This is a genomic window from Streptomyces sp. MCA2 (assembly GCF_023544705.1).
In the GTDB taxonomy this organism is placed as follows: Bacteria; Actinomycetota; Actinomycetes; order Streptomycetales; family Streptomycetaceae; genus Streptomyces; species Streptomyces decoyicus.
The window spans coordinates 61,481-87,020 of record NZ_JAMJFM010000002.1 but is presented as its reverse complement, the minus strand read 5'-3'; the positions used below and the strand labels follow the sequence as shown (position 1 = coordinate 87,020).

The window sequence follows — 25,540 nt, the reverse complement described above, 5'->3', positions numbered from 1 at the left end:
CCGCACCTTCGCGCGGGACCGGCCGGCCGTCTCCGCTACGAGCCCGATGTTCTCGGTGACGGTCATGTGTGGGAAGAGATCCGTGGCCTGGTTGGCGTAGCCGATGGTGCGGCGAAGCGCCACGGGGATGACGCCGGTGACATCCTCGCCGCCGATGGTGATCTGCCCCGAGGCCGGCTCGATCAGCCGGTTGGTCATCTTGAGGGTGGTGCTCTTGCCGCAGCCCGAGGGCCCCACAAGGATCACGGTTTCGCCGGCCGCTTCGTTCCGGGTCACGTCCTCAACGGCCGGGGCTTGGCTGTCCGGATAGCGCTTGGTGAGGTTGTCCAGCCGGATACTCGCGCCGGCGGCGGCCGGCCGGTCGGGCCCGGCGGATCGGGCGGATCCGCCGGAGCCCGCGGCGCCGGACGTCGGGGAGGTCGGTTCGACGATTTCGGCAGAGTCAGCCACGGGTCCCCCGTGAGATGGTGAGCCGTCCGATCAGCACGTACCCGGCGTCGAACGGCAGGGCTGGGACGACGATTCCGAGCGTCCCCGACAGTACTTCGTTGAGCGTGTTCGCACTGCCCAGGCTGGAAATCCCACGGAAGATCTGGTTGCCGAGCCCGGGCCCTGAGGCAAAGGCCGCGATCGCCGCGATGCCTGTCAGCATCTGGGCCGACACCCGGACACCGGTGAGGATGGGCGGCCGGACGAGGGGCAGTCCGCCCCTGAGCAGCTGGGCGAACGTGACCTCCCTATGCCCTTGGCGGCCTCGACGAGGGCTGGGTCGACTCCGCGCAACCCGACGACCGCGTTACGGACCACCGGCAGCAGTCCGTACAGCGTGGGCGCGATGACGGCCGGCGCGACGCCGAGGCCGACGACCGGGACGAGCAGGCCGAGGAGAGCCAGGGAGAGGACGGTGAGGATGCTTGCGGTCATGGTGATCGCGAGGTTTTTCGCCCACTCGGTGCGGTAGGTGAGGACGCTGGTCAAAACCCCGAGCACCGTGGCGACGACCATGGACGGGAAGACGGCGCCGGCGTGCTGATAGGCGCCCACCAGCAGCTGCTGGCAGCGGGTGCCCAGGTACTCCCAGAAGGTCACTTCTCGGTCCCTCCCTCAAGGCCGGTCCTCCAGCGGTCAGCGGTCCATACGGCGCCTGCCGCGACGCCTGGCGCACCAGTGGAGTGATCCGGAGCGGCACCGGATTCTCCAACGTGATCGCCGTCGAGGCCCGCACGATGCCATCGAACCCCACCATCCGGTCGATCATGCGCTGCAAGTCGGCATTCGAGCGTGCCACCAAACGGCACAACATGTCACCACCCCGTCAGCGGCGAGGAGTACTTGGGCCGCGCCCGACGGGAGCCGCATCATCGGCTCAGCAAACTCGCACTGCTCGCCAACGGCTGACCCACCCGGGCATCCGACATGACTCTCCCCCCCCCCGGTGGTGAGGGGACGGACGGCACCGGGTCGGAGGGATTCCCGGTGTCCGCGACAGGTCGTTTGACACAGATGACGGCGTCGCCGGCACGCGGGGGCGTACGAAACGGCTGGACCGGGAACGTAGGCGGCCGGGTAGGGCAAGAGGCGGGTAGGGCCAAGCCGGCCAGGAGCTGGCGGAATTCGGGGCGCAGGACGATCCAGTCGATGGAGCCGTCGGGCTTGATGACCTTGCGCTTCTTGAAGGCTGAGGTGTCGCTCCCGGTAGACCTTGGTGAAAGGGTCCATTGCCGTCGGACCCGGTGTCTTGGGCGTCTTCGAGCTGACGGTCCACGCCGGCTTCGAGACCGAAGCGGTCGGAGGAGGTGCGCAAGTAAGCACCTGGGCGCTTGGGGGCGTAGGCCGCAAGGTGGTCGTGGAGGGTGAGGGTGGCTTGGCCGTCGCGGGCATGGGCGGGCGCCTCGAAGTCCCCTCAGAGGGTGGGGGCTGCTGCTGGCACGGTGTGGTCTCCTGGTGCTCGGTGGCTCCGCTACCAGGTACTTTCTGTCGCATTAAGGGGCCGGGTGGTGCCGTGGATCCGCTGTAGGATCCGCGGCCGTCCGTGTGGATACTGATCACCATGCGTACCGATTTTGATCCCGCTGCCATGTCCCGCAACGAGTTCTACAAGCTCCTGACCGCGGTGGTTGTTCCGCGGCCGATCGCCTGGGTGTCGACCATGTCCCACGACGGCACGGCCAATCTGGCCCCGCACTCGTTCTTCACGATCGCCAGTGTCGCGCCGCCCGTTGTGCAGTTCAGCTCGGTCGGACGCAAGGACACCTTGCGCAACGTCGAGGCGACCGGGCAGTTCGTGGTCAACCTCGGATCGGAGGCGCTCTTTGAGCAGATCAATGACACGGGTACCGACTTCCCGCACGGGGTGAGTGAATTCGAGGCGGCCGGGATCGCTTCCGAGCCGAGTCTGCGGGTCAAGCCGCCGCGGGTGGCGGCCTCGCCGGTGGCATTGGAGTGCGAGGTGCACAGCACGCTGGGCATCGGGGATTCCACCGTGGTGTTCGGGCGCGTGGTGCATGCCGTCATAGCGCAGGACGTGCTGGTCGACGGGCACCCCGAGATCTCCAGGCTGAAGCCCCTGTCGCGGCTGGGGAAGGACGAATGGGGGACGGTCGGCGGCGTGCGGGAGATCTCGCGCATTCGGCATGCGGACTGGCGGGGGCCGGCGGGCGGCCGATAGGGGGCACGGGGCCCGCGGAATCGGTGGGCTTGGGGCTTCCTCTTCCGCGTACGGAGGGTTTCCGGACGATCGCCGTCCGATTGTGTGCGGGGTGGGCCAAGCCCATGCAGGGCGCGGCGGCGGCCGGGTCGTAGGTCTGCCGGGGGCTGTGGGGCTGTCCGTACTGGCGAGGCCGGCGCTGCCCGTTTCAGGCGTGTGTGTGCCGGCGGGCGGCGGAGCCGCGGATCTGCAAGCCGTCGAGGAGTTCCTGGGTCGCGGCCGCCACGGCGTCCACGGCCTGGTCGAACACCTCGCGGTTGTGGGCGGCCGGGGCGCGGAATCCGGAGACCTTGCGGACGTACTGCAAGGCCGCGGCCCGGATGTCCTCGTCGGTGACCTCGGGGGTGGTGGGCGGACGGAGCGTCTTGATGCTGCGGCACATGAGTCCAGTCTGCCTCGCGGTGTGGCAGTTATCCCTCCAGGCCGGTCACCCGCATTGTGAGGTTGAGCCGCCCGCTGGTCAGGCCGGTCGCCGGGTCACCGGTACCCGGCCTGACCTTGGGCACGCCGTGGTACGCGAAGCGGGAGGGCCCGCCGAAGACGAAGAGATCACCTGAGGCCAGCTCGATGTCGGTGTACGGCTTGGTGCGCGTCTCGGTGTTGCCGAAGCGGAAGACGCAGGTGTCGCCGATGCTGAGGGAGACCACCGGCGCGTCGGAGCGCTCCTCCTTGTCCTGGTGCATGCCGAGCTTCGCCTGGCCGTCATAGAAATTGATCAGCGCGGTATCCGGTGTGTAGTCGTCGCCCGCGGCGGCGTCCTGATACGCCTCCACCAGCGCGCGGCGGCCCAACTCGACCATCCAGCGCGGGAATTCGGCCACCCGGGCGCCGTTCACGTCGTCGGCGGTGCGGGTGTACGCGTACGGCTGCCAGTGCCAGCCGATGCACACGGTTTGGACGGACATCACGCCGCCGCGCGGAAGCTTGGTGTGCCGGATCGGGGCCGGGCCGCGGGCCCAGCCGCGACAGGCGGTGACGAGCTCGCGCTGCTGGGCAACCGTCAGCCAGCCGGGGAGGTGGACGGCACCGGGGGCGATTTCTCGGCGGCCTGCGCGGGCGTGGCCCTGGTCGGACGCGGTGGGGTGGAAGCGCCCGGCGGTATGAGGGCCGTCAGCTCCGTGGGGTCCGTCAGATCCTTCAGATCCTCTCGGGCCGCCCGCAGGTTCCCCGAGATCTTCGAAGCCGGGAAGTGGCGTGCTCATGTGCTCCTGCCTTGCCTGATCGCTCGCTGTTTACAGCGTGCCACGGGGATGAGCCGTCGGCCGACGGGCCGGTAGTTGCTGGGTCACCCAGCCGCGGTCGACGGTCCAGGTGCCGCCGTCCGCAGTGACACCGCGCATACCTTGCAGCGTCGTCGGGCCGGCCAGGGCGGGGACGCGGGAGTCGCCGAGAGCCGCAAGGCCGTACGTACGTGCCGGGTCCCAGTCGGTGCTGTGGCGCAGTCGCCGGCTCATCTGGGCCCAGCCGAGAGGCGCGGCGGCCACCACCCAGGCATCAGGGGCCTCGGCCGTGAAGCGGTTGGCCGCCCGGAGCCAGGACGCGGCGGACTCCGGCCAGTCGACCACGGAGAGTACCGGCAGGCGTCCAAGGGCGCGCCAGGCTTCGGCGAACGCTGCCGCGGCCGAACGCGACACGGTGTCCCGGCTGTGCCCGACGACCACTGTGGCAATACGAGTGCCGGGCGTGGTCAACAGGGCCAGCAGGGCAGCGAGTTCGGCGTCGGAGTGCGGGGCGGGGGAGGGGAGGTCGCCGTACGCGGCCGCCTCCGCCGGGGCAATGAGGGGAGAGGGCATGGGGGAGGTCATGGGTGAGGGATGTCCCGGGGGAGGGGCGGGTTCAGATGAGTGTGGGCTGGAGTGCGCCCTCGTGGGTGAGCAGCGCGGTCTTGCGTTCGACGCCTGCCGTGTAGCCGCGCATCGTGCCATCCGCGCCGATCACACGATGGCACGGGCGCAGAATCGGCAGCGGATTCGCGCCGATCGCGGCCCCTAGCGCCCGTATGTCGCTGCGCGGTACGCCGAGGGCCTCGGCCAGCCGTCCGTAGGTGGTCGTGGTGCCGTAGGGGATGGTCTCCAGCGAGGCCCAGACGCGCTCCTGGAATTCCGTACCGGTCGTACGGAATTCGAGCGCGAAGCGGGTGAGCTCGCCGGCGAAATAGGCGCGGAGCTGGCGGAGGGCCTCGGCGAAGGGCCGGGCGTCGCGACGCCAGTGCGGCCGCACGGTGGCGGCGCCCCGTTGCTGCGGCATGGAGAGGGAGATCAGGGCGGTGCCGCCGGGCGCGGTGGGCGATTCTTCGCCGACGAGCAGCAGCTCACCCAGAGGGCTGTCGAGCGTGGTGTAGCTGATGGTGGGGGTGGCGGTGGTCGCCGCGGTGGAGGTCATGGCGCTTCCTCGTTCGTGTTCACTGCTTTCACTCTTCGAGTCTGCGGGGTCGTCCTCGCCTCGGCTGGCGGAAAACGGACGTCACGGTGGGCGCTGGTCGGTCACAGTCACAGTCATAGTCGCTGACCGCTGACCGCTGACCGCTGACCGCTGACCGCTGACCGCTGACCGCTGACCGCTGACCGCTGACCGCTGACCGCTGACCGCTGACCGCGGTCCGCCGGTTCGCCACCACCCGTCGGTCACCCACTCCCCATCGACCGCCACCGATCACTCGCTCCCCCCCACTCGCCCTACCCGCGCTCTGGCCATCGGCGTGTCCACCCGTCGCCCGGGTAGCGGCCGACGCGCCGACCACGTTCCGTGGGGGAGCTATCTGAGGTCGATCTGGAACACCTTGTCGGAGCCCGCCTCGCCATCGCCGTTGTTGTCGGCGTTGGTGGTGGTCAGCCACAGAGACTTCGTGCCGGGACCGGGTACGGACTCGACCGTACGCAGTCGTCCGTAATGGTTTGTGTAGTACGCCTTCGGGGTTCCCGCGCTGGTGCCGGCGACTGGGATGCGCCACAGCCGCTCGCCGCGCAGCGCGGCCATGTAGATCGCCCCGTCGGCGTAGGCGACCGCGCTGGGCGAGGCTTCCGCGACGGGCCACTGACGCTTGGGGTCGGTCATCCCGGTGGCCGAGCATCCGCCCTCGCATATGGGCCAGCCGTAGTTCTTGCCCGGCTCGATGAGGTTCAGCTCGTCGTACTTGCTGTCGCCCAACTCGCCTTCCCACAGGCGGCCTTCGGCGTCCCAGGTGATGCCCTGAGGGTTGCGGTGGCCGTAGGAGTAGACCAGTGAGTCGAAGGGGTTGCCGGGGGCGGGCATTCCGTCGGGAGTCATCCGCAGGATCTTGCCGTTGAGGGAGGTCTTGTCCTGGGCGAGATCAGGCGACTGCGCGTCGCCCGTGGTGGCGTAGAGGTAGCCGTCGGGACCGAATTTGATGCGCCCGCCGTTGTGGTACGTGTTCTTTCTGATGCCGTCCACCAGCACCTTGTAGTCGCTGAGGGCACTGCCGTCGAAGGTCATGCGGACTATGCGGTTGCCGTCGGCGGCGGTGTGCATCACGTACACGTAATGGTCGTTCTTCCAGGACGGCGATACGGCGATGCTCAGCAGTCCCCCCTCGCCGCCCGTGGTGACGACGTTCGGGACCTCGCCGATCTGCCGCTTCGTACCGCTCTGGGTGAGCGTGTAGACCTTGAACGAGTCGCGCTCGGTGAGGAGGGCGGAGCCGTCCGGCAGCCAGCTCAGGCCCCAGGGGATGGACCAGCCGGACGAGACGGTCTTTGGGGAGCCGGGCTCGGAGGCGGAGGCGGAGGTGGGGGCGGGGGCCGGGGCCGGGCTTCCGGCGGTGTGGCTCGGAGCGGTTATGTGGCCGGTACCGGCCGTGTGGTCCGTACCGGCGGTGGGGCCCGTGCTGGCGGTGTGGCTCGGACCGGCTACGTGGTTCATATCGGTGGCGCGGCCTGTGCCGGGGGCCGAGAGGAGAAGTCCGGCAGCCAGGGCGGCAGGGACGGCCACGGTCCAAGTGGTGCGGTGCGCGGGTCTGGTGCGCATGCGTATGGAGTCCTCCAGTCAGGACGATGCGACGAGACGTTCCCTCGGGACGAGCATCAGTAGCGCCGAGCTGATAGGAGAGTTTCCTGTTGTTTCGGCCCCGGAAACTACTGCGCCTCGGGGGGAGGGTCAAGGCTGGAGGGTGGGCGTTATCTGCCGTGTCCACTAAGGGAGTTGATGCCATCACGAGGGGGCCGTGGCCGGTTTGGGCACCGTGATGGCTGCGCTGACGACGCCGCCGCCGCGGACGGGGGTGTGTCCGTGGCGGCGGCGTCAGCCAGGGAGGGGTGCCGTCACACGGCCAGGCGTAACCAGGAGTGCTGAGCCCTGTCTTCGACGCCCTCAGGGGTGGTAGTGCTCGACGATCTTTGTCGCGACGCCGCCCTCGACCGTGACCCGGACGTCGAGCGAGTTCATCTTGGCCGCCTCCTCCAGCTGCGCCTCGGTGCACGGGGAGGTGCCGTAACCGCTCTCGTCCATGGTGACATTGCCGTTCGACGCGCACATCGCGGCCGCACCCAGGCTCTTTGTCTGCGAGCCGACGAAGAACCCCTGCTCGGGCCCGGAGTCCGGAGCCACGGTCATCTTGCCGGGAGCCAGGTACTTGAGGACGCCGTTCCAGGTGCCGCTCACACCCTTGCCCTGGGACGCAGATCCGGACCCGGCCGCCGAGCCGCCACCTGAGTCCGTACCGCCGGTGTGGTCGGCGCCGCCCGTCCCCTTGCCGCCGTCCGTCCCGCCGTCGCGATCCGTTTTGTCGTCACTCGCCCCGCCGCTGGCACCGCCGGTCTTCCCAGGCGCAGACGGTTTCCGGCTCGGCGTCGACTTGTCCTTGGCGCGGGGTTCGTTCGCAACATCGCCCAGGGCCGCTGCCTCGTCCGCCACGCGCGAAGGGTCGGGGCTCGACGAGACCTTGGTGCTCGCCTTCGTGTCGTCACCGCCGCTGCCGCAGGCGGTCAACGAGAGTGCGGCCACGGCGACCAGCGAAGCGGCGGCGACCCGGCGCCCACGGCGTAAGGCGGAGCCGGCGGATCCGGTGGCGCTGTGGGCGTCTGCGTCGACGTCGGAGACCTTCTTCCAGGACATGAAACCCCTTTATGTGCAAGGTGCCGCACAGCTTCTCTGGGGAATGCGCCGTTTGCCGCGTGGAGTCTGTGTTGGCATGGGCGCAGGCGCGTGCGTGTGCGTGTGGTTCGGGCGATGGAGGATGCGTACGGCCTTTGTTCCGCTTGTGTGAGCGGTACAAGCGCCAGCTTGGCGCCGGCCACTGCCGATCTACTAACGCACCACTAACGCGGTCTACGCAGCCGCTTGTTCACCGCAAGCCGAGCCTGGAGCGTGGGGATGTCACAGACACTGTCCAGGCGGGAGGCGGGCGAAGGCGGGAGGCTCGCAGGCCGGGCGCGGCCGTTGCGTTGACCGTGCACGAACCTACGCCGCCTCGACAACCTCCGAGCGCACCGCCAACGTCCAGATCTCCAGCAGCACCGCATACTCCGCCATGTCCTGAGCCGACCACGCCACGCCGCGGCGGGCGCGCACAAATCGCCGGATCGATTCGTTCGCCTCGGAAGCAGGAACGGGCGCCCCCGTAGGGGCAGAAGGAGTTGGGGACATATGAGCCATGCTAGGGGCAGACACTGACAACGAGGCCCCGCTCGCGGCCTCCCGGTGGTCGCAGCCGGTGCCCCGGCCGACGCCCCTGCGCCATCTCAACTTCCTGACCAGCAGAGACAGTCGGCCCTTCGCTCGGCCTTTGCTGCCTGCATGTGTCCATTCCCACACGCTCCGCGGTCACCCTCGGTCACTCAGCGGCGGTAGCCCCGGTCGCCGGAACCAGGCCTGTATCGCCGGCCCGCCGGCCCGCCAGCCCGGTAGCCCGGTAGCCCGGTAGTCCGGCAAGCCCCGCTCGCCTCTTTCTCCTTTCCCCGTCCTTCAATGGAGGAAGAGGCAGAAGGGGTGGCCCGCCGGATCGAAGAGCACACGAAGATCGCCCTGCGGCTGGTGTGCGGCGCACGTGGCACCCGCTGCGACCGCATACGCCTCGGCCTCGGTCAGGTCATCGACGCGTATATCGAGATGCAGCATCTTCTGCTGCTCCTCGGGCAGTTCCGGCCACACCGGGGGCTGATATCCCGGCTCGGACTGGAAGGAGAGCCCCGTTCCCCCCTCCGGGCATCTGAGCAGCACCCAGTCGGGTTCGCTGATTGTCACCTCCCAACCGAGCAGTCGCCCATAGAAGTCCGCAAGCACATGAGCATCCGGGCAATCCAAGACCACCGTCGCAAGCGAGAACCGAGGTTTCTCCGCCACCATCGCTCCTATCAACAGACCGAATTGACACATCAACTGGAAACGCCGCCTCGATAAGCCAACGCGACAACCCAGGGGACTCGGAATCGTCGGCGGCTGTCCATACGGTGGCCGGCCAATACCGTGGCTGGCCATACGGCGGCAGGGCTCATGGCCGTGTCCTGGTCGAGGCTGATGAAGATGGCGCGGTGGCTGGGCGATGGCTGCGCGGAGGATGGCCCGATCGGGTGACGCTCGTCCCGGGCCCTCGCGGCTGGCGCCGGCGGCCCACACCTTCCGTCGCGGCCGGTGGCCAGGGCTCGCACCCGCTTCATCGCATGCGGGTGCGTCCGCCACCCCTCATCTTTCTCGGGCGGGATGGCTCTCCATGAGCACACCGCCGAGTTCCGTCGAGCCCGCCGTTGTCAGTGGCGCCCCGTACGGTGGCTCCCGTAAATATCCGAGCTGCTGGCGCTACTCGGACCCGCCCCGCTCCTGTGACAGCGCACGGGAGCGGGGCCACACATCCGATCCGTACTCCTGCCGCTGCGCGGTGCCGTCCGGCCCCGCCCCGCCCGGCATCGAGCTGTCCCGCACCGCCGTGCACCGCCCCGCACCGCAAAGAGCGCGCCGTGCCACCCAGCTCATGGAATTCCTTGAGCGTCTCGCCCAGGCCCGCACGGTCGAGCCGGGCCCGCTGGGCCCCCGGGGCCCGCCCAGTCCGCCCAGCGCAGGCAGCCCAGACAGTGCGGGCAATACGAGCAGCGCGGCGCCAGCCGATCGGTCCGCCGTAGATCGAGCCCAGCCGGCCGGCCTCCTGGGCGGGCAGCTCGGCATACGCCCGCCAGGCGGCATACGCCCGCCAGGCGACGAAGCCACCGTCCGCCTCCTCCTCAGGCGCGCCGGGCCCGTGTGGGCGACGATGGAAGGGCCGAGGTGCAGTGGCGCGCGTACAGGGGCGGCGGGGGACGCCCGGAGCACCTGCCCAGTCTTGTCGGAGGCCTCGATGGATTATCCGGAATGCTATGAGCTGGTATTTCAAGCTCCTGCGGTCGAGGACGACGTGGTGATCGTCCGTCGTACCGAGCGGGCCGGAGCGGGAGGCTATCCGGTCTACGAGGACGAGTCCGGGATCGTGCGCGCGGAAATCAGCGACCGGGGAGAGGTCCGCATGCTGGCCAGCGGGGGACATCAGATGCTCCGGACGCCGCTGCTGGCGCGACCTCTCACGCCGTGAGGGTTTCCGGAGTCACGTCTGGCAGTGTTGGACGGGCAATTCCGCTCACGTAGCGTAATCACCCATTTCCGTTGCGTGCATTTCGCGGGGCGGTTTTTATCGATCAGCCATCGCGAGCGCCACAGGCGCGCAGCCCGGCCCGATCCGCCCGTCAGGTTTTGTCTCCGCCGCCCTCACACCTGCACGGTTATCAGAGCCCGCGCAGATGATTTCGCCTTTTGGGTGTCCGTCGACCGTCGGGCATGGTGGCGTTCTCGCCGCCCTCATTGCTCTCGCCGTGCGCGCTGTCCACGTCGACCACGTCGACTGCGTTGGCCTCACCGTTCCCGGTGGGAGCGGAGCCGGCATCGGGATCGGGATCGGCCTGGGGCTCGGATTGCGGCCCGGGGGCGGTGGTCCGGCCTTCGAGGGCGGCCATGGCGCGTTCGAGCGTCTCACCGGTGACCTGCATCCGGATCCTGGCCAGTCGTTCTAACTCGGTACGCGACACCGCGTCAGCGTACCTGCCGCGAGTTCAAACCTCGGCATGACCCAAGATTCCGTGACGATGGGGGAGTTGGCGGTCACATTGCGCTCAACCCGGGCGATCCCAACTTTGAGGACAGGCCTTAGGGAGCTCCACCTTACGGCTTCGTTCGCGAGAGGGCGATCGGCAGTTGATCGGCAGTTGATCAGCGCTCCGTCCAAGAGCTGGTCGTTGCCGGGCATTCATGGGGGCGGGACGCCGCTGCCGGTAGTGGGCCGGATTAATCCGTGGCCGTGGTTCGCGGTCTGCTGCTTGGATGCGCGGTGTGAATTCTGTAGATCTTGATGATCGTCGTGCATTGCTGGACCAGCTCGAGGCGTACTACGACGCTGTCCCCCGCTCCGGCGCCCGGGCCGAGGACTTCGGGCCCTTGACGCTGTTCGTCCGGGAGGGGCAGGGGTGGCCCTTCTATGCCCGCCCGACCTTGGAGTGGGAAGGAGCGGCGAGCGCTGACGAGGTGACCCGAGTGCGCGCTCGGCAGCGGGAGTTGGGCATCCCGGAGAGCTTCGAGTGGGTTGCCGAGACCGCGCCCACGCTGAAGGCCGCGGTCGAGCAGACGGGGCTTGCGGTGCACGCGCACCCCTTGATGGTGCTGGGCCCGGACGCTCCGACCCCTGAGGTGCCCGAGGTGGCCGACGGTGTGGTGCTGCGGACCGTCGGGCCGGACGACCCGGTGCTGCCCGGCGCGCTGGCCGTCCCTCACCTGGCCTTCGCCGATCCCGGGACCGGTGTGGGTGTGGCAGGGGTCGCGGAATTGGACGAGGCGGTGCGGAGCAGCGCCGGCGACGGGTCGGTGGAACGCTCGGCCGCGCGCATGCGGGCCGGTCTGACGTGTGTCGCCGCCGCGGTGCAGGACGGCACGGCGCTGTGCGCCGGTCAGCATCAGCCGGTCGGGAAGGTCAGCGAGATCGTCGGAGTGGGGACTCTGCCCACCGCACGCCGCCGTGGTCTCGGGCTCGCGGTCACCGCGGCGCTGGTGGCGGACGCACGCTCGCGAGGCGTCGAGACGCTCTTCCTGTCCGCGGGCGACGACGATGTCGCACGGATCTACGCCCGGCTCGGCTTCCGCCCCGTGGCCACCGCACTGATCGCCGAACCCGCCGAATAGCGGCTCGCGGGTGCCCGTAACCCGTGATGCGCGACGGCATTACGGGCTACGGGCTACGGGCTACGGGCTACGGGCTACGGGCTACGGGCTACGGGCTACGGGCTACGGGCTACGGGCTACGGGCTACGGGGCGTCGGCGAGGGCGCGTGTGACGGCTGCTTCGGCGTGCAGCCGGGTGGTGGGGAAGACCGGGACCGGGCTGTGCTCCGGCTCGATGAGCAGCTCGATCTCGGTGCAGCCCAGCACGATGCCCTCGGCTCCGGCGGCGACGAGATCGCTGATGACGGCCATGAATGCCTGCCGGGATGTCTCGTGGACGATGCCCTGGCACAGCTCCTCGTAGATCACGTGGTGGACGGTTCTCCGCCCGGCGGTGTCCGGGACGAGCACGTCCAGACCGTGGCTTTCGAGTCGCCCGCGGTAGAAGTCCTGCTCCATGGTGAAGGCGGTGCCCAGCAATCCGATGCGGCGCAGACCGCTGGAACGTACGGCGTCCGCTGTGGTGTCGGCGAGATGCACCAACGGGATGGTCACGGCAGCGGATACCTCGTCGGCGACCTTGTGCATGGTGTTGGTGCAGAGCAACAGCATGTCCGCGCCGGCCGATTCCAGTGCCCTGGCGGCTTCGGCGAGCACCTGGGCGGCCTGTTCCCAGCGTCCCTCGACCTGGAGGCGTTCGATCTCTGCGAAGTCCACGGAGTAGAGCACACACTTCGAGGAGTGCAGGCCGCCCAGCCGCTCGCGCGTCAACTGGTTCAGCAGCCGGTAGTACTCCGCCGTGGACTCCCAGCTCATGCCTCCGAGCAACCCGATCGTCTTCATCGGGCCACCTTCGCACAGGACGCGGGCTGTTGCGTCAGCACTCCGGGGCCGTGGTCGGCCTTGGCGCGGTCCCGATCTTTCGCGGGGGGCTGACGACGACCGCTCCGCCGGGGGGCGTGCCTCCAGGGGGCTCTCCGGAGAGGGGCAATGGGACGGCGCATTGGTATGGACATGTTCAACGCGCTGCCCATAACCTGGCGTTGGTCTAGACCGCAGCTTCTCGCGGTCCCAGTCCGTCGCAGCTGCGTCGTGCCCGTACCTGTCCCTGAACGTGCCGCTTGGTCGATCCGCGCTCTCTCACTCGTACCGCGGGGGAGAGGAGTGGATTTGTCGCCGAGGCAAGTCGACCTACGTCAACTCACGTGGCCTGTAAGGCGATTCGCTCATTCGGCATTTCCCCCACATGCAGTGGCCGCTCCTGTCCGGAGGCCGGCCGCGCGAAGGAGTCACCGCACATGAGATCGCGTATTGCCGCACTGTTGGGCGCCGCCGCCGTAGCCGCAAGCGTGGCCCTCGTCGGGCCGACGATGCCCGCGGCCGCCACGCCGGCCTGCTCCGGCTGCGACGTGGCCCCGGCCGGAACCGACACCCGCGCCGACGGATTCGTCGTCAGCGAGGCGCAGTTCAACCAGATGTTCCCGAACCGGAATGCGTTCTACACCTACAGCGGGCTGACCGCGGCGCTCAGCGCTTATCCGGAGTTCGCGAACACCGGGAGCGACACCGTGAAGCGCCAGGAGGCCGCGGCCTTCCTCGCGAACGTCAGCCATGAGACCGGTGGCCTCGTCCACGTCGTGGAGCAGAACACCGCGAACTACCCCCACTACTGCGATGCCAGCCAGCCGTACGGGTGCCCGGCAGGGCAGGCCGCCTACTACGGCCGTGGCCCGATACAGCTCAGCTGGAACTTCAACTACAAGGCGGCGGGTGAGGCGCTCGGCATCGACCTGCTGAACAACCCCTACCTGGTGGAGCAGGACGCCGCCGTCGCCTGGAAGACCGCGCTTTGGTACTGGAACACGCAAACCGGGCCGGGCACCATGACCCCACACCACGCGATGGTCAGTGGCGCCGGGTTCGGTGAGACCATCCGCAGCATCAACGGTTCCCTGGAGTGCAACGGCGGCAACCCCGGCCAGGTGCAGAGCAGGATCAACGCCTACCAGAGCTTTGTGCAGATCCTGGGGACCACGCCTGGCGGCAACTTGAGCTGCTGAGGAGGGAGTGGTCGGGTGGGGCCGGCACCGGGCGGTCCCTGACGCCGCAAGCGGTGGTGGGTGGCGCGTCCTGCCGGCCGGTCGTTCCAGTGCACCGGGAGGTGTTCCGTTCCCCGGTTGAGTATTCCGGTGCACTGGACGGGGCCGTCGAGGCAGACGTCCACGGCCAGGCCAGGCCAGGCCAGGCCAGGGGCCGGGGCGGGGCGGGGCCACCGGAGGCCGTCGCCAGGAGCGTTGCGCCGCGTACGGGCGTCAGCAACGGGCGTCAGCAACGAGCGTGGGCAGTGATGTCCGCGTCGAATTCGTCGATCATTGCGGGGGTGACGGTCGGCCGGCACTGGGCGATGGCGGCGAGATAGTCCTCGGTGCTCGCTCCGAGCCGCCCCTGCGCGCCCGCGCCGACGCCGATCGCCTCCAGATCCCGTTCGAAGGAAGTCTGGGCGGCCACCCGGGCGGCGTGTTCGATGTCGGCCGGGGTGAACAACTCACTGGCCGCCACCAGCGCGGCCACATCCACATCGGCCCGGCCGTCCGTATACCGGGACCAGATGGCCGCTCGGGCCGCTGTGTCCGGCGTACCGATCGGGATCAAGTAGTCGAACCGGCCGGGGCGCAGGAAGGCCGGGTCGAGCGAGCGGATGGAGTTGGTCGCGCACACCAGCAGCCGTTCGTCCCGCTCCCGGAAGCCGGGTATGAGCTTGAGCAGCTCATTGGTCACGCCGTGCAGCCCGCCCGGTTGTGCGGGCTCGCTGCGGAGCGGCGCGATCTCCTCGACCTCGTCGATGAAGACGAGGACCCGCTCCAGCTCCGCGATCCGGGCGAACGCGCTGCGCAGGGCCGCCGCCAGATTGCCCTCGTCGGCCAGCCGGGACGGCAGGAGCTCGACGAACGGCCAGCCGAGTCTGGCGGCGATACCGCGGGCGAAGGTGGTCTTCCCGGTTCCCGGCGGACCGAACAGGGCGATCGCCCGCGGCGGCCTGACCCCGTGCCGGGCGGCGCGCTCCGGCTCCGCCAGCGGCAGCACGACACGCCGCTCGATCAGGTCCTTCTCCGCTTCCATGCCGGCCACCTTGGCCCACAGGTCGGTGGGCAGGAACCGTCCGCCGAGGTCCTCCAGGAGGCTGGCCGCGGGCCCGTGATGCGGCTCGACCTTTTCGAAGTAGGCCACGGCAGGCTGCCGGGTATAGCCGGCGTTGAGCAGTCCCTCCCCGAGAAGATCTTCCTCGGGGAGCACATAGGCGATACGGCTCACCCGGGCGGCGATCAGCCGCCGCTCCAGCTCCACCAGCAGAGCACTCGCCAGCCCCCGGCCGCGCCAGGCCGAAGAGATCGCGATCCGCATCACCCAGCCCCGCTCACCCGCGACACACGCGAGCGCCGCCCCGATGGGCGCGCCCTGGTGGACGGCCACCACAGCCGGCTGCCGAGAGGTCAGCGCGCTGATGCACTCGGCGAGCGAGAAGACGGACTCCTGCCCGAGCTCGGCCGTGGAGTCGATCAGGTGGACCACTTCGGCGAGATCGTTCTCGCGGTAGTCGTGGATGAGCCAGTTCACCGGTACCGCCCCTCATTGGTGATGTTGGTGATGTTGGTGATGTGGTGGCAGTGAGGCTAGGGGCGGCGGGGGAGCGGGTCCCGCTCCATCGTGAACAATCCGGGACGCCGATCGCTACGGTCCGTACGTAGCCAGATCCGCCGCAGCCGCGGTCGGACCGCGGCGCGCCGCACCCGAGCCGTCAGGCGGGATTTTGCGGACAGGCTCGGGACCGGTCCGGCGGATCAAGGTCGGAGGTGGGGCACGGGAGTCTGGTTCTCCCCCTGTGACCGGCCAGAATGCGCTGGCTGGCCCGGTCCGCACGATGGCATGCTGTCCGGCGTGAACGGTCCTGAGATTCATGTCAGCTTCGCCCCTGAGCTGCACCTTTTCATCGCGTCGGAGCACACCACCACCGCCCCTGCGCTCGTGGTGACCGACGGGGCGTCGACGCTCGGCCATGTCGTCGAGTCGCTCGGCGTTCCGCTCACCGAGGTCGGGCGTCTCGTCGTGGACGGTGCGGAAGTTCCCGTCTCCCATGTCCCGGGAGCGGGCGAGACCATCGCGGTGCACGCCGTCGAGCGCCCGCAGCGGATCCCCGGCGCCCCCCTGCGCTTCCTGCTCGATGTGCACCTCGGCACCCTTGCGCGCAGGCTGCGGCTGCTCGGCGTCGACGCGGCGTATACGAACGAGGACCCCGGCGACGCGGCGCTGGCGGCGCTCTCGGCGAAGGAGCGACGGGTACTGCTCTCCCGGGACCGGGGGCTGCTGCGACGCCGGGAGATCTGGGCGGGCGCTTTCGTCTACAGCGACCGTCCCGAGGACCAACTCCGGGACGTACTGGGCCGCTTCGCTCCCGCACTCGCCCCGTGGACGCGCTGCACCGCCTGCAACGGCCGGCTGGCGGACGCGGACAAGAACTCGGTCCGGGAGCACCTCGAACACGGCACTCAGCGCACGTATGACGTCTTCGCGCAGTGCACTGCCTGCGACCGCGTCTACTGGCGGGGGGCGCACCATGCCCGCCTGGAGGCAATCGTCGAAGAGGCACTCCGGGACAGCGCCACCTGAGGTGAGGTCAGACGAGGGGACGTGTGGCCCTCGGTGCCTTCAGGAGAAGCAGAGTCCGCCTGCCGGATCGGCCCCACGGGCGTACGGATTCCGCAATGCGGGTGGGTGAGAGCACCTGTGGTGCGCGGCTGAACGACGCAGTGGAAAAGGGCTGTTGAGGTTCTTCCCCCGGACCGGACCACGGTCCGCGTGGGCGGTCCGCTGAACGGACTCCTGCTGAACGGACCTTTGCTGTACGGGAGTTCGCCTCAATTCGTGTGCTACGTGCACTACGTGCGCTATGTGCGCCACGTGTGCTACGGAGTGACGGCAGCCCGCCAGAGCCGGTGTCCGCAGGGCGCAGGGCGCAGGGCGCAGGGCGCAGGGCGGGGCCCGTGGGCTTGCCCCGCATCCATCGCGTCGGGTTCCCCGTCGAAATTCACTCGCCGACCGGCTCTCGTCCCGGCACGGGCACGGGGCTGTCGTACCGTCGGCGTGTCGCGGAAAGCCCCGCTCGCCGCGCTCGTTCACGGCTGAATTGCACCGCCGTGGAGGGCCGCAAAAGTGCCTCTAGCCCAACCGTTGCGCGACACGCCGACGACGCGCGCCATCCAATGGGTGAATCCACCGCCTTGGGCCACCCGAAGAGCCCATGGCGTCCCTCGAATGCGACGTTCTCCGGTGGTGCGAGGCCGCGATCCGGCTGACGGTGATCACGTCGCCACTGCGATCCGATGAGCCGACAAAGAGTCAGCCTTCGCAGTCGCGCCGAAAGGAACATGTCCCCATGCGCACTGCTCGCACCCTGTTCGCCTCAGCCGCCATTACGGCGGTGCTTGCCATCTCCGCTCCCGCTGCGAACGCCATGATCACGGCGGACATTGCCTCGGACAGCGCTTCTTCCGCCACCAACAACGACCACGACAGGAACGGCGACCGCGACCGTGACCACGGGCGGGGCAACGGCCGTGGCGACCACCGCGGTGACAACTGCCGCGACAACGGTCGCGGCGGGTACGGCCGTGACAACGGCCGCGACAACGGCCGTGACCGTGGCAACGGTCGCGACAACGGACGTGACAACGGCCGTGGCAACGGCCGCGACAACGGACGTGACAACGGCCGCGACAACGGACGTGACCACGGCCGCGGTGGATACGGCGACCGTGACCACGGCCACGGCCACTGGGGTGACAACTGCGACCGCAGGCCGAGCGGCGGTATGCACACCGGTGGCGGCGCCATGGCCAAGACCGTGCTCGCCGACTGGGACCAGAGCAGCGGCTACGGCGACGACCACGACAAGCACGGGCGCGGCGGCGACCGCGACCGTGACCACGGCCGCGGCGGGTACGGCGACCGCGACCACGGCCGTGACCACGGCCGGGGTGGCTACGGCGACCGTGACCACGGTGGCTACGGCGACCGCGACCACGGTGGCTACGGCGACCACCGCAAGCCCCACGGCGGCATCCACACCGGTGGTGGCGGCCTGGCGACCGGTGGCGGTATGGCCGCCGGCTCGGTGCTGATGCTCGGTGGCCTCGGTGCCGGTGCGTACATGCTGCGTCGTCGCAACACCTCGGGCGCTGCGGCGGCCTGACCCGGCTGCCCCATGCGGGAGCCGCTGTGCTGTCGCGGCCACCGTTCCTCGCGGACGGTGGCCGCGGCGACGGCATTACCGCCGCTCCTCACGCCTCCCCGCCCCGTTCATGAAAGGCACCTCACATGACCGCCCAGCAGTCGCCCCAGCCGAATTCGCACCCACCTCGGACCGCCTCCGCGTCCCGCCCCGTCGGCCGCGGCCTGCTGTGGTCTGCGGGAGCGTTTCTGCTGGGCTCCCTGCTCGTCTACAACTCCGTGGACACGTCGGCAGACCCCAAGCCGCAGTCCCCGTCCGCCGTGGCCTCCTCCGCCACGCCGAGGTCGTCCGCCTCCCCGGCGTTCCCCGATCTGGCCCTGCCCCGTTCCGCGCCGAAGCGGGTGCGGATTCCGCAGATCGCCGTCGACGCGCCCTTCACCCAGCTGAGCATCGGCTCGACCGGACAGCTCGATGCGCCGCCTGCGGCGGACAAGAACCTCGTCGGCTGGTTCAAGGACGGCGCAGCGCCGGGCGAGCGCGGCTCGGCGATCATCGCCGGGCATGTGGACACCAAGACCGGCCCCGCGGTGTTCCTGCAACTGGAATCGCTCAAGCCCGGCAGCACGATCAACATCACTCGTGAAGACGGCGTCATCGCGACCTTCAAGGTCGACTCCGTCGAGACCTTCAACAAGGCGAGGTTCCCCAGCGACCGGGTCTACGCCGATGCTTCCACCGCGCAGCTCCGTGTGATCACCTGCGGTGGGGCATACGACAGGAAGGTCAAGGACTACGTCGACAACATTGTGGTCTTCGCCCACCTCGCCTCGTTCAGACAGGGCTGATCCCCGCGACGCGCCTGAGTCGTCCGGCACGGCTGAGCCATCGGACTCACCTCACTCGCCTGACGCGCCCCGCGCCCTGAATCGTTTCCACGCGCCGGGCCGGGCTCGCTTCGTATCCCGCAGACCATGCAGACCATGCAGACCACGCAGACCACGCACTCCATGGCACGCCCAGGTTGACCTCCGGTCAGCCTGGGCTTTGTCATGGTCGGCGCCGGACCGGACCGGAGCAGCGGGGCGAGCCCGCTCGGGTAGCGGGCGCGGCCAGGAGCGGGCGTCCCGCCGGGCAAAGCCGTCGGCCGCGCGTGGTGACGGGCTGATGCGGCGGTGTGCTGATGTGGCGGTGTGCTGAAGCGGCCGCGATCGGCCGACTCACTCGCGTACGAGACAGAGGGCGGGGGAGGGGGCAGGCGTGGACCCGCTTCGGTGAGGGGGCGCTCCGGCCGGACCACGCGGTCGGGCGCGCCCGAGCCTGGCGGGACTCCACCCGAATCCGGGGCCGGCCGGCCAGCGCAATGCGCGACCGTGACCCGTATGAATTGTCCGTTGAACGGTGTCTTCCGCGAACGGGGTGATGCCCCGGGCGCGCAACTTTTCCGGTTCGCGTTGCCCTTCGCGGTCCGGCACCCATGGCCTTATCAGATCCCGTGCTCCGCCACCTGGGACGGAGCACGGGAAATGAGTACAGCTCGCCGCTGGGGGGCGGGCAGCGCCGGGAAAGCGGGACCCTGGCTGACCCTGGCGCCAGGTGCACCACGGAGGCCTTCTTCTGGAGACCGTGACCGTTCGAGACCGGCCGTCACCGCTTGAGGCCGATCATCAGGAATCCCACGGCCCATGAACGGCGGTGGTGCCGACTCCTCGGGATTCCGACAATCCCTTCGGCCCCCGGCCTCTCCCGCCCCGGCCTCTCCCACCCCATGAAGCCGACAGGCTGTCAGCCGGTGCGACACGCGGTGCCGTGGCATTCTGCCGATACGGATACCAGGGGAATAATGAACCGTCAATGAAACCATTGGCGCGCCGCTGATCTGCCGAGAGGCATTCATGAGGCACCCGATTCCGGCCTGTTGACGGGATGACATGAGCGCTGGACGCCAAGGACCGTCGAATCCGCGCCGGGGCCGGAAGCCGGCCCGCGGAGGCACTCCCGCCACCGACCGCATGCTCCGCATTCTGCTGCGCCGCCGCAAACGGCCGCTGAGTGCCGAGGATGTGACGGTCACCGACCGGCCCGCCGTACGCAAGGCGGTGTCGGCGGCGGCACTGGGCAACACCATGGAGTGGTTCGACTTCGGGGTCTATGCCTATCTGGCCGGCACCTTGGGAAAGGTCTTCTTCCCGTCGAGTTCCCCCGGGGCCCAGGTGGTCTCGACGTTCGCCACATTTGCCGCGGCGTTTCTCGTCCGGCCGCTCGGCGGCCTGGTATTCGGCCCGCTCGGCGACCGTATCGGCCGTAAACGCGTACTCGCCGCCACCATGATCATGATGGCGATCAGCACCTTCGCCGTCGGATTCCTGCCCACCTACAACACCATCGGCTTCGCCGCGCCGATTCTGCTGCTGATCTGCCGTCTGGTCCAGGGGTTCTCCACCGGCGGGGAATACGCGGGAGCCACCACCTACATTGCCGAATACGCCCCCGATACCCGTCGCGGATTCCTCGGCAGCTGGCTCGACTTCGGCACTTTCGTCGGTTACGCGCTCGGCTCCGGTCTGGTGACCCTGCTCACGGGCGTGCTCGGCGACGACGGCTTGGTGGCCTGGGGCTGGCGGCTGCCGTTCCTCGTCGCCGGACCCTTGGGGCTGATCGGTCTGTACATGCGGCTGCGGCTGGAGGAGACCCCGGCCTTCCAGCGGGAGGCCGAACAGGCACACCACGACGCGGAGGAGACCCGTGCCACGGGCGGCGAGGACCCGGTGGAGGAGGCCCGCCAGTCCGGTAAGGGGCGGCTGAAGGAGATCTTCACCCAGCACTGGGAGGCCGTGCTGATCTGTATGGGGCTGGTGCTGCTCTACAACGTCACCAACTACATGGTGACCTCGTACCTGCCGACGTTCATGACCGAGACGCTCGGGCAGAACGCCCTCACCGCCCAGCTGCTCGTGCTCGGCACCATGATCGTTGTAGTGCTCACCATCACCACCGTGGGCCGCACCTCCGACCGGTGGGGCCGCCGGCCCGTGTTCATGGCGGGCAGCGCCGCCATGATCGTCCTTGCCGTGCCCGCCGTGCTCCTCATCCGCGGCGGCGGCATCCTGCTGCCGGCCTTCGGATGCCTGATCCTCGGGCTCTTGCTGGTGTGCTTCGCGGGTACGTCCGCCTCGACACTGCCCGCACTGTTCCCGACCCGGCTGCGCTACGGCGCGCTGTCGATCGCCTTCAACATCTCGGTCTCGCTCTTCGGCGGTACGACACCGCTCATCGCCTCCGCGCTGGTGCAGGCGACCGGCGACCAGTTGGTTCCCGCCTACTACCTCATGGTCGCCGGTGTCATCGGGCTCATCGCCACCTTCTTCCTGCACGAGACGGCGGGAAAGCCGCTGCGCGGCTCCGGCCCGATGGTGGAGAGCGAGGAGCAGGCCCAAGAGCTGGTGGCCAAGAGCCGTACCGAAGCCGGGCGGCGGGCCAGGGACCTCTGGCTGCGGCTGCGGCACCCATGGGCGCGGCACTGAGCATGCCGACGGGCAGCGGGCTCAACGGCGCGGCCAGGCCCGACGCTCACCCGGCCGGCGCAACTGCCCCGGACTGATCCTTCGCCAGGGACCGGTCCTCGCCCAGGACTGATGTCCGTCAGGGACCGATCCTTCGCCCGGGACTGACCCTTCGTCCGGAACCGAACCGTCGCCGCCCGGCCTTATCCCCGGACCTCGCCGTACCAGCGCCACGTGGTGCGGTGAGGGCGCCCCGGCAGTTCCGCGCGTCCGGTGGCCCACAGCAGGGTGCGCCAGGGGTCGGCCGCCTCCGTCACGTCCGGAAACAGCCGGGCGAGTACCCGTGTGCACAGATCGGCGGGCGGATTCCAGGCGAGCCCTAGCCCCTCCGCCAGATCGTGCGTGTGCACCAGGGTCTCCACGGTGCCCATCGCGGCGAAGCCCTCGGGATCCGACACCCCGAACACATGATGGGCGCGCACCTGCGGCGGCATCGTACGGACCATGGCCACCAGCAGCGCGCCGCTCGCCTCCAGCACCTGGAGCAGGCCGGCAGGACCCGCCGCACGGTCGGCGTGCACGGCATTGGCGGGGCCGCCGGGGCGTCGGCTCTCCCAGACGAAGGGCACATTGCCCTCCAACGGCGGCTTCCTCGGGCCCAGTTGGACGGCGTAGGCGAAGAGGTCGTCACTGAGGTGCTCGACGGTCTCCCAGCAGTCCCACTCCAGTGAGCCCGCCTTGCCGTCCCATGCCGTCGGGGGCGCCTCGCGCAATACGGTCACCGCGAGCTGTACGGCGCGGTCCAGATCGTCCGCGGCTACGGCGGACGGCGGGAGTTCGGTTTCGGTTGATCGGGACATGCTGGGACCGTACCGGAGTGCCGGTGGACTCGGGGCCTGCTGGTGGCCGTAGCACCGATCTGACGGTCTATCGTGGGCGCATGTCCGCCCCTGAACTGATCCGTATCGTCTCCCGCGACTCGCCGATGGCCCTGGCCCAGGTGGAGCGGGTCCGCGCCGAGCTCGGCGCCCTCCACCCCGGCATCGCCACCGAGGTCGTCCCGGTCAAGACGACCGGCGACCGCTGGATGGGCGCTCTCTCCCAGGTCGAGGGGAAGGGGGCGTTCACCAAGGAGGTGGATGCCGCCCTCCTGGCCGGTGAGGCGGACCTCGCGGTGCACTGTGTCAAGGACATCCCGGGTGACCGCCCGCTGCCGGCCGGCACCACCTTCGCCGCCTTCCTCGAACGCGATGACGTCCGGGACGCGCTGATCCACCCTGGCGGGCTCACCCTCGACGAACTCCCCGAAGGCACCCGGATCGGCACCTCGTCGGTCCGCCGGATCGCGCAGCTCGCCGCCTCCCACCCGCACCTTCAGTGCGTGCCGATGCGCGGCAACGCCAACCGCCGGATGGAGAAGCTCGCGGCCGGTGAGGCGGATGCGCTGCTGCTGGCCGTCTCGGGGCTGGAGCGCATCGGCCGTACTGATGTGATCACCCAGATCCTGTCCGTGGACGAGATGTGCCCGCCGATCGGCGCGGGCGTGCTGGCTCTCCAGTGCCGCGAGGACGACACCGACACCATCGACGTGGTCAGCGGGCTGGGTCACCCCCAGACGTTCCAGGAGACCACCGCCGAACGCATGCTGCTGCACGTTCTCCAGGGCCACTGCAACAGCCCGATCGCCGGCTACGCCAGGACCGACCGCCGCGGCGAACTGTCCCTGCGGGCCTGCGTCTTCACCCCGGACGGCAAGACGGTCCTCAACGCCCACGAATGGGCCGGGCCGCTCACCCCGGAGACGCTCGGCACGTCCGTGGCCGTCGCCCTGCTGCGCCAGGGCGCCCGCGAGCTGATCGACGGCATCGCGCACTGAAGTCCGTTTCCCGGAGTGCTGGTTCCCCGGTCGGTAGCCGGCACCGGCTCTCCGGGCTCCGGGCTCTCTCCGGGCTCCGGGCTCCGGGCTCTCCGGACCCCGGCTCTGTGTTTCGGCCCGGCATCGGCTGCGAGAGCCCGGGCAGCTGCCGGCATGTGCCCAGTCCCCTCCCGCGCCGATGCCGTCCTGCCTCCCTCGCGCGCCAGGCCGGCCTCCCTCACGCACCTGGCCCACCGTCCCCGCGGGACCGGCCGACCATCAGGAAGCCGCCACGAGGGCAGCGGCGAGCCGAGCCGTCGGTCCGTCCGGCATCTCGTGGTGCAGTGCCTCGATGCGGTGGACCAGACGTGGTGTGCGGACGGGAACCGCTCGGATGCCGGGCAGATCGTCGAACTCCCGCTGGGGGAGCAGGGCGAGGCCGTGTCCCGCGGCGATGAGTGCGGTGAGTCCGCGGACATCGGTGCCTTCGTAGCGCAGAGACGTGCGGTAGCCGTCGGATCCGCTCGCGGTCCGTAGTTGTGCGAGCGGAATCGCGGTGTCGGGTGCCTCGATCCACTGGGCGTCGGCGAGGTCGGCCAGGCGGAGACCGGCCCGGTCGGCCAGCCGATGCCCTGCGGGCAGCGCCACGGCAAGTGGCTGTTCGGCGAGGGCCGTCGTCGTGAGGGGACCGGTATCGGGCAGCTGGAGCGGATCGGCGGGGGCGGCCATCCCGTCGACCAGGCCGAGGTCCACGGCCGCGGTCGCGACGTCGCGGGTGAGGGCCTCGCGGCCGAGGACGCGCACCGTCACGTCCAGGCCGGGCTGTGCTCCGCGTAGATCGGCGAGCGTGCTGCTGAGCCAGGCCGTCATGGCCAGCGGTGCGACGCCGAGGACGATCCGGGTGGCGGGCGCCGTGGTCAGCCGGGCCATGTCCGCGCGGGCGGCGTCCCATCGGAGCAGCAGGGGCCTGGCGTGTTCGAGGAGCCGGACGCCGACGCCGGTCGGGGCCACCGGCCGCCGTTGCAGCAGGGCCGCTCCGAGGTCCCTTTCGAGCGCGGCAATGTGCTGGGAGACCGCCGACTGCGTATAGCCGAGCTCGCGGGCCGCCGCGGAGAACGATCCGTGGCCGGCCACCGCAACGAACGTACGGAGAAGATGCGGATCCATGCCCTGCCCTCAAGTCCTGATGGCTTTACCGGTATCGAGCCACCGCCGCCTGCTTCGGCCCGGCCCCTGTCATCAGTATCGCTAATGGGAGGGTCATGGATCATCGTTGGTGCTGAACTCGGTTGCCGGGTCAGGATGCCCGTATGCCCGAACCGCAGAAGTTTCCGACGGCCCGTATTGCCCTCGTGGGTGACCGCTCGCCCAGCGTCCGCTCCCACACCAGGATTCCCGGCCTCCTCGAAGCGCTCGCCCGGCGCGATCAGCTGATCCTGGACGCGTACTGGATCCCGACCCCGGACGCGGAATCCCCTGGTGCGCTCGACGGGTTCGACGCCGTCTGGCTGGTACCGGGGAGCCCGTACCGCAGTGAGGAAGGGGCCCTCGCGGCCGTCCGCACGGCCCGCGAGCAGGGGATTCCGTTTCTGGGTACCTGTGCCGGATTCCAGCATGCGCTGCTGGAGTTCGCCCGCAACGTATGCGGGCGCTCCGGTGCGGCCCATGCGGAGAACCGGCCCGAAGCGGAGGACCTGGTGATCGTCCCGCTGGCCTGCTCCCTCGTCGGCCATGAAGGCGCGGTCGAGGTGAGCCCCGGATCGCTGGCGGAGCGCGTGCTCGGGGCCGAGCGGACCGTTGAGCGTTACCACTGTGCGTACGGCGCCGACCCGGCGTGTCCGGACCTGTTGCGTACGCACGGAATGCGCTTCAGCGGCGTCGACGAGGCGGGCGACGTACGCATCGCCGAGCTGCCGGACCACCCCTTCTTCCTCGCCACCCTGTTCCAGCCGGAACTCGCCGGCGACGGCAGGCGGCCCCATCCGGTCATCCGGGCATGGGCCTTTGCGGCAGCCGAGCGGGCCGCCCGGCGGTCTGCTCGGCCGACGCTCAGTTAGGTGTGGTCGGATCGGGCCTGAGGGACCGGGGCCGGCCGCCGGGAGGGAACGAACTCCCCCGCCCCCTCC

At 69.7% G+C, this 25,540-nt stretch carries 23 protein-coding genes and 3 pseudogenes; 10 read left to right on the top strand and 16 right to left on the bottom strand.

Annotated elements, in window-relative coordinates; genetic code table 11:
* Window positions 1-33 precede the first annotated feature (33 nt).
* The 3 pseudogenes from M8I34_RS41185 to M8I34_RS02265 all read right to left on the bottom strand — a co-directional run.
* A pseudogene (locus M8I34_RS41185) lies at window positions 34-237 on the bottom strand (ATP-binding cassette domain-containing protein); the annotation flags it as partial.
* 205 nt (window positions 238-442) lie between these two features.
* Window positions 443-1,089: pseudogene (locus M8I34_RS02270) on the bottom strand (ABC transporter permease).
* 49 nt (window positions 1,090-1,138) lie between these two features.
* Window positions 1,139-1,309 (bottom strand): annotated as a pseudogene (locus M8I34_RS02265) (Lrp/AsnC family transcriptional regulator); the annotation flags it as partial.
* A gap of 741 nt (window positions 1,310-2,050) precedes the next feature.
* On the opposite strand from M8I34_RS02265, the gene M8I34_RS02260 reads away from it, so the two are divergent.
* Window positions 2,051-2,668 (top strand): flavin reductase family protein, encoded by a 618-nt coding sequence (locus M8I34_RS02260; protein ID WP_250047769.1) that lies wholly within the window; start codon window positions 2,051-2,053, stop codon window positions 2,666-2,668.
* Between the two features lie 187 nt (window positions 2,669-2,855).
* Here the strand turns inward: M8I34_RS02260 and M8I34_RS02255 are convergent, their stop codons facing one another.
* From M8I34_RS02255 to M8I34_RS02220, 8 genes are all read right to left on the bottom strand, one after another.
* Window positions 2,856-3,089 carry a DUF2277 domain-containing protein gene (locus M8I34_RS02255; RefSeq protein WP_250047610.1) on the bottom strand — a complete coding sequence of 78 codons (234 nt, stop codon included), beginning with the start codon at window positions 3,087-3,089 and terminating at the stop codon, window positions 2,856-2,858.
* Window positions 3,090-3,117: 28 nt separating this feature from the next.
* Window positions 3,118-3,909 (bottom strand): alpha-ketoglutarate-dependent dioxygenase AlkB, encoded by a 792-nt coding sequence (locus M8I34_RS02250; protein WP_250047609.1) that lies wholly within the window; start codon window positions 3,907-3,909, stop codon window positions 3,118-3,120.
* Between the two features lie 30 nt (window positions 3,910-3,939).
* Window positions 3,940-4,512 (bottom strand): hypothetical protein, encoded by a 573-nt coding sequence (locus tag M8I34_RS02245; protein ID WP_250047608.1) that lies wholly within the window; start codon window positions 4,510-4,512, stop codon window positions 3,940-3,942.
* A gap of 31 nt (window positions 4,513-4,543) precedes the next feature.
* Window positions 4,544-5,089 (bottom strand): methylated-DNA--[protein]-cysteine S-methyltransferase, encoded by a 546-nt coding sequence (locus tag M8I34_RS02240; RefSeq protein WP_250047607.1) that lies wholly within the window; start codon window positions 5,087-5,089, stop codon window positions 4,544-4,546.
* Between the two features lie 372 nt (window positions 5,090-5,461).
* Window positions 5,462-6,691, bottom strand: a complete 1,230-nt coding sequence (locus M8I34_RS02235) for a sorbosone dehydrogenase family protein (RefSeq protein WP_250047606.1) — start codon at window positions 6,689-6,691, stop codon at window positions 5,462-5,464.
* A gap of 342 nt (window positions 6,692-7,033) precedes the next feature.
* Window positions 7,034-7,777, bottom strand: a complete 744-nt coding sequence (locus M8I34_RS02230; protein WP_250047605.1) for a hypothetical protein — start codon at window positions 7,775-7,777, stop codon at window positions 7,034-7,036.
* 345 nt (window positions 7,778-8,122) lie between these two features.
* Window positions 8,123-8,308 (bottom strand): hypothetical protein, encoded by a 186-nt coding sequence (locus M8I34_RS02225; RefSeq protein WP_107050179.1) that lies wholly within the window; start codon window positions 8,306-8,308, stop codon window positions 8,123-8,125.
* Between the two features lie 318 nt (window positions 8,309-8,626).
* The gene (locus M8I34_RS02220) at window positions 8,627-9,007 is read right to left on the bottom strand and encodes a VOC family protein (protein WP_250047604.1); all 381 of its coding nucleotides are present in this window, start codon (window positions 9,005-9,007) and stop codon (window positions 8,627-8,629) included.
* 982 nt (window positions 9,008-9,989) lie between these two features.
* Between M8I34_RS02220 and M8I34_RS02215 the strand changes: the two genes are divergently transcribed.
* On the top strand, window positions 9,990-10,220 hold the full coding sequence (locus M8I34_RS02215; RefSeq protein ID WP_030983041.1) for a DUF6296 family protein: 231 nt from the start codon (window positions 9,990-9,992) through the stop codon (window positions 10,218-10,220).
* A gap of 190 nt (window positions 10,221-10,410) precedes the next feature.
* Here the strand turns inward: M8I34_RS02215 and M8I34_RS02210 are convergent, their stop codons facing one another.
* Window positions 10,411-10,710 carry a hypothetical protein gene (locus tag M8I34_RS02210; RefSeq protein WP_250047603.1) on the bottom strand — a complete coding sequence of 100 codons (300 nt, stop codon included), beginning with the start codon at window positions 10,708-10,710 and terminating at the stop codon, window positions 10,411-10,413.
* A 292-nt stretch (window positions 10,711-11,002) separates the two neighbouring features.
* Here M8I34_RS02210 and M8I34_RS02205 point away from each other — a divergent pair, with 292 nt between their 5' ends.
* Entirely contained in the window at window positions 11,003-11,854 is an 852-nt protein-coding gene (locus M8I34_RS02205; RefSeq protein WP_250047602.1) for a GNAT family N-acetyltransferase, read from the top strand.
* Window positions 11,855-11,977: 123 nt separating this feature from the next.
* Here the strand turns inward: M8I34_RS02205 and M8I34_RS02200 are convergent, their stop codons facing one another.
* Window positions 11,978-12,676, bottom strand: coding sequence for an aspartate/glutamate racemase family protein (locus tag M8I34_RS02200; protein ID WP_250047601.1), 699 nt, complete (start codon window positions 12,674-12,676; stop codon window positions 11,978-11,980).
* A gap of 455 nt (window positions 12,677-13,131) precedes the next feature.
* Between M8I34_RS02200 and M8I34_RS02195 the strand changes: the two genes are divergently transcribed.
* Window positions 13,132-13,893 carry a chitinase gene (locus tag M8I34_RS02195; RefSeq protein WP_250047600.1) on the top strand — a complete coding sequence of 254 codons (762 nt, stop codon included), beginning with the start codon at window positions 13,132-13,134 and terminating at the stop codon, window positions 13,891-13,893.
* A gap of 265 nt (window positions 13,894-14,158) precedes the next feature.
* Here the strand turns inward: M8I34_RS02195 and M8I34_RS02190 are convergent, their stop codons facing one another.
* On the bottom strand, window positions 14,159-15,448 hold the full coding sequence (locus M8I34_RS02190; RefSeq protein WP_250047599.1) for a bifunctional GNAT family N-acetyltransferase/ATP-binding protein: 1,290 nt from the start codon (window positions 15,446-15,448) through the stop codon (window positions 14,159-14,161).
* Between the two features lie 321 nt (window positions 15,449-15,769).
* On the opposite strand from M8I34_RS02190, the gene M8I34_RS02185 reads away from it, so the two are divergent.
* From M8I34_RS02185 to proP, 4 genes are all read left to right on the top strand, one after another.
* A complete protein-coding gene (locus M8I34_RS02185) occupies window positions 15,770-16,498 on the top strand; it encodes a Mut7-C ubiquitin/RNAse domain-containing protein (protein WP_250047598.1) in 729 nt (242 codons plus the stop codon).
* A 766-nt stretch (window positions 16,499-17,264) separates the two neighbouring features.
* Window positions 17,265-18,080 carry a hypothetical protein gene (locus M8I34_RS02180; protein ID WP_250047597.1) on the top strand — a complete coding sequence of 272 codons (816 nt, stop codon included), beginning with the start codon at window positions 17,265-17,267 and terminating at the stop codon, window positions 18,078-18,080.
* Window positions 18,081-18,205: 125 nt separating this feature from the next.
* Entirely contained in the window at window positions 18,206-18,904 is a 699-nt protein-coding gene (locus tag M8I34_RS02175) for a class F sortase (protein ID WP_250047596.1), read from the top strand.
* Between the two features lie 1,164 nt (window positions 18,905-20,068).
* On the top strand, window positions 20,069-21,580 hold the full coding sequence (gene proP / locus M8I34_RS02170) for a glycine betaine/L-proline transporter ProP (protein WP_244416788.1): 1,512 nt from the start codon (window positions 20,069-20,071) through the stop codon (window positions 21,578-21,580).
* 182 nt (window positions 21,581-21,762) lie between these two features.
* Here the strand turns inward: proP and M8I34_RS02165 are convergent, their stop codons facing one another.
* Entirely contained in the window at window positions 21,763-22,419 is a 657-nt protein-coding gene (locus M8I34_RS02165; RefSeq protein WP_250047595.1) for a maleylpyruvate isomerase N-terminal domain-containing protein, read from the bottom strand.
* Between the two features lie 80 nt (window positions 22,420-22,499).
* On the opposite strand from M8I34_RS02165, the gene hemC reads away from it, so the two are divergent.
* A complete protein-coding gene (gene hemC / locus M8I34_RS02160) occupies window positions 22,500-23,435 on the top strand; it encodes a hydroxymethylbilane synthase (protein WP_250047594.1) in 936 nt (311 codons plus the stop codon).
* A gap of 258 nt (window positions 23,436-23,693) precedes the next feature.
* Here the strand turns inward: hemC and M8I34_RS02155 are convergent, their stop codons facing one another.
* Window positions 23,694-24,581 carry a LysR family transcriptional regulator gene (locus M8I34_RS02155; RefSeq protein ID WP_250047593.1) on the bottom strand — a complete coding sequence of 296 codons (888 nt, stop codon included), beginning with the start codon at window positions 24,579-24,581 and terminating at the stop codon, window positions 23,694-23,696.
* Window positions 24,582-24,724: 143 nt separating this feature from the next.
* On the opposite strand from M8I34_RS02155, the gene M8I34_RS02150 reads away from it, so the two are divergent.
* A complete protein-coding gene (locus tag M8I34_RS02150; RefSeq protein WP_250047592.1) occupies window positions 24,725-25,471 on the top strand; it encodes a hypothetical protein in 747 nt (248 codons plus the stop codon).
* Window positions 25,472-25,540: the final 69 nt, after the last annotated feature.